Source organism: Micrococcus sp. KRD096, assembly GCF_017168495.1.
GTDB classification, from domain to species: Bacteria; Actinomycetota; Actinomycetes; order Actinomycetales; family Micrococcaceae; genus Micrococcus; species Micrococcus luteus.
Genome location: NZ_JABFAY010000017.1, coordinates 178,668 through 180,397 on the forward strand (window position 1 = coordinate 178,668; position 1,730 = coordinate 180,397).

General features: G+C 77.5%; 2 protein-coding genes. One reads left to right on the forward strand and one right to left on the reverse strand.

All coding sequences use genetic code 11. The features are described from left to right. A partial coding sequence (locus J1M41_RS08650; RefSeq protein WP_206451575.1) for a hypothetical protein occupies nt 1-402 on the forward strand: 402 nt, incomplete at its 5' end. Between the two features lie 10 nt (nt 403-412). Here the strand turns inward: J1M41_RS08650 and J1M41_RS08655 are convergent. Continuing rightward, nucleotides 413-1,730: DUF6350 family protein (locus J1M41_RS08655; protein ID WP_241247860.1), on the reverse strand; the 1,318-nt coding region annotated here is incomplete at its 5' end.

Consider the following 1,730-nt stretch of genomic DNA (forward strand, 5'->3'; position numbering starts at 1 on the left):
CCGCAGGGCGCCCCGGACCCCGGCCGCGTCCGCACCGGCCGTGCCCTGCTGTGGCAGTCCGTGGCGCTGCTGGGGATGGTGCTCTCCTTCTCCCTCGTGCTGCCGTGGAAGCTGATCGCCCTCGCGCTGGGGCTGGTCGCCCTCGTGCTCGGCGTGCGCGTGTGGGTCACGAGCCGCGGCGCCGAGCGCTCGGGGCTGCCCCGCGCGGTGGCGTCCGCCGGCATGGCGATGGCGCTGATGGGCATGACGACGGCGGCGCTGCCGCTGCTCGCGTGGGACGCGACGGTCCAGCTCGAGCAGTGCAGCGCCTCCGCGCTCACCGTGCGGGCGCAGCAGGCGTGCGCGGACGAGTTCACCCGTCAGGTGGAGGAGCGCACGGGGGTGCCCCAGCTGCGGCCCTGAGCCGCGGGCGTCAGTCCCGCGCCCGGCGCGGGGACGGCCGGTCGCGCAGGCCCGAGGCGCGGTCGCCGGACCGCGGCACCGCCGTCGTCCCGTCCCGGTGCCCGGCCACGGCCAGGGCGGTGAGGTAGCCGGCCGCGCAGCCCAGCGCGACCCACCCGGCGACGGCGGCGCACACCGCCCAGACGTGGGAGCCGATGTCCGTCAGCGTGCCGAGCCCGAGCGTCCCGGAGGTGAGGGCCAGCGGCACGAGCAGCAGCAGCCCCGTGAGCAGTCCGGTGAGCACGGCCAGGGCCAGCGTGGACAGCGTCAGGGACACCGCGCGGCTGCCGTGGCGGGTGTGCAGCCAGTCGTCGAGGTGGTTCTCCCCCTCCCGCAGCAGCCACACGCCGGCCACGGCGCCGGCGCCGATCGGCACGGCCAGCAGGAGCAGCTGCCACGGCGACCACGTCCCGGGCAGCGCACCCAGCGCCGGGAGGGCGGGCGCGGTGGCCGGCGTCGCGCCGAACACGGAGTAGAGGCTGTCCGCGCCCACGGAGAACCCCGGGCCCGCCGTCCACGCGATCGACCACGCGGTGAACGTGGGCAGCCAGCCGATCTGCAGCAGCGCCAGCAGCAGGCCGCCCAGCGGGCCGCCCCCGATCGCCTGGGCCACGGTGACGACGGCGGTCCACTCGACGGCCAGCCGCCCCGCCACGAGCAGCGCGTTCAGGCCCGTCAGGGCGAGCACGGCGACGGCCGCGGCGCGCACCACGGACCACGCATACGAGCCGGCCCAGCGTTCGTACTGCGACCGCCGCGAGATCCGCTCCGTGAGGTCCAGGCCGATCAGGTGCGCCCAGGTGCCGGCCTCGCGCCGCGCCCCCGCGAGGGCGGCGACGCCGAAGAGCAGGGCGGGCAGCAGCGCCGCCGGGGCGGGGTGGACCGTCAGCTCGTCGGTGCCGGGCAGGAACGCGACGGCCAGCCCCACCAGGGCGTAGGCCCCCACCGCGCCCACGAGGGCCTGCCACGCCTGGTCTCGGTAGGACGCGCGCGCCAGGCGCCGGCCGGCCCGCCAGGACAGCGCGAGCGGGAGCAGGGTCAGGCCCCACGGCACGAGCCACGCCGTGCCGGTGATGAGGTGATCCGGCGCGGTGGGCATGGCCGTGGCCACGGTGACGGGCACCGCGTGCAGGGCCAGCCATAGGACGCCGCCCACCTGGACCGCGCCCTCGATGGTCGGCCGCTCGAACCCGCCCGTGGCCCACACCGCGAGGGTGGGGACCGTGACCGCGAGCAGGCTGATCATCGCCGTGACGAGCGCCTCGACCACCCCCTGCAGCCACAGCGGC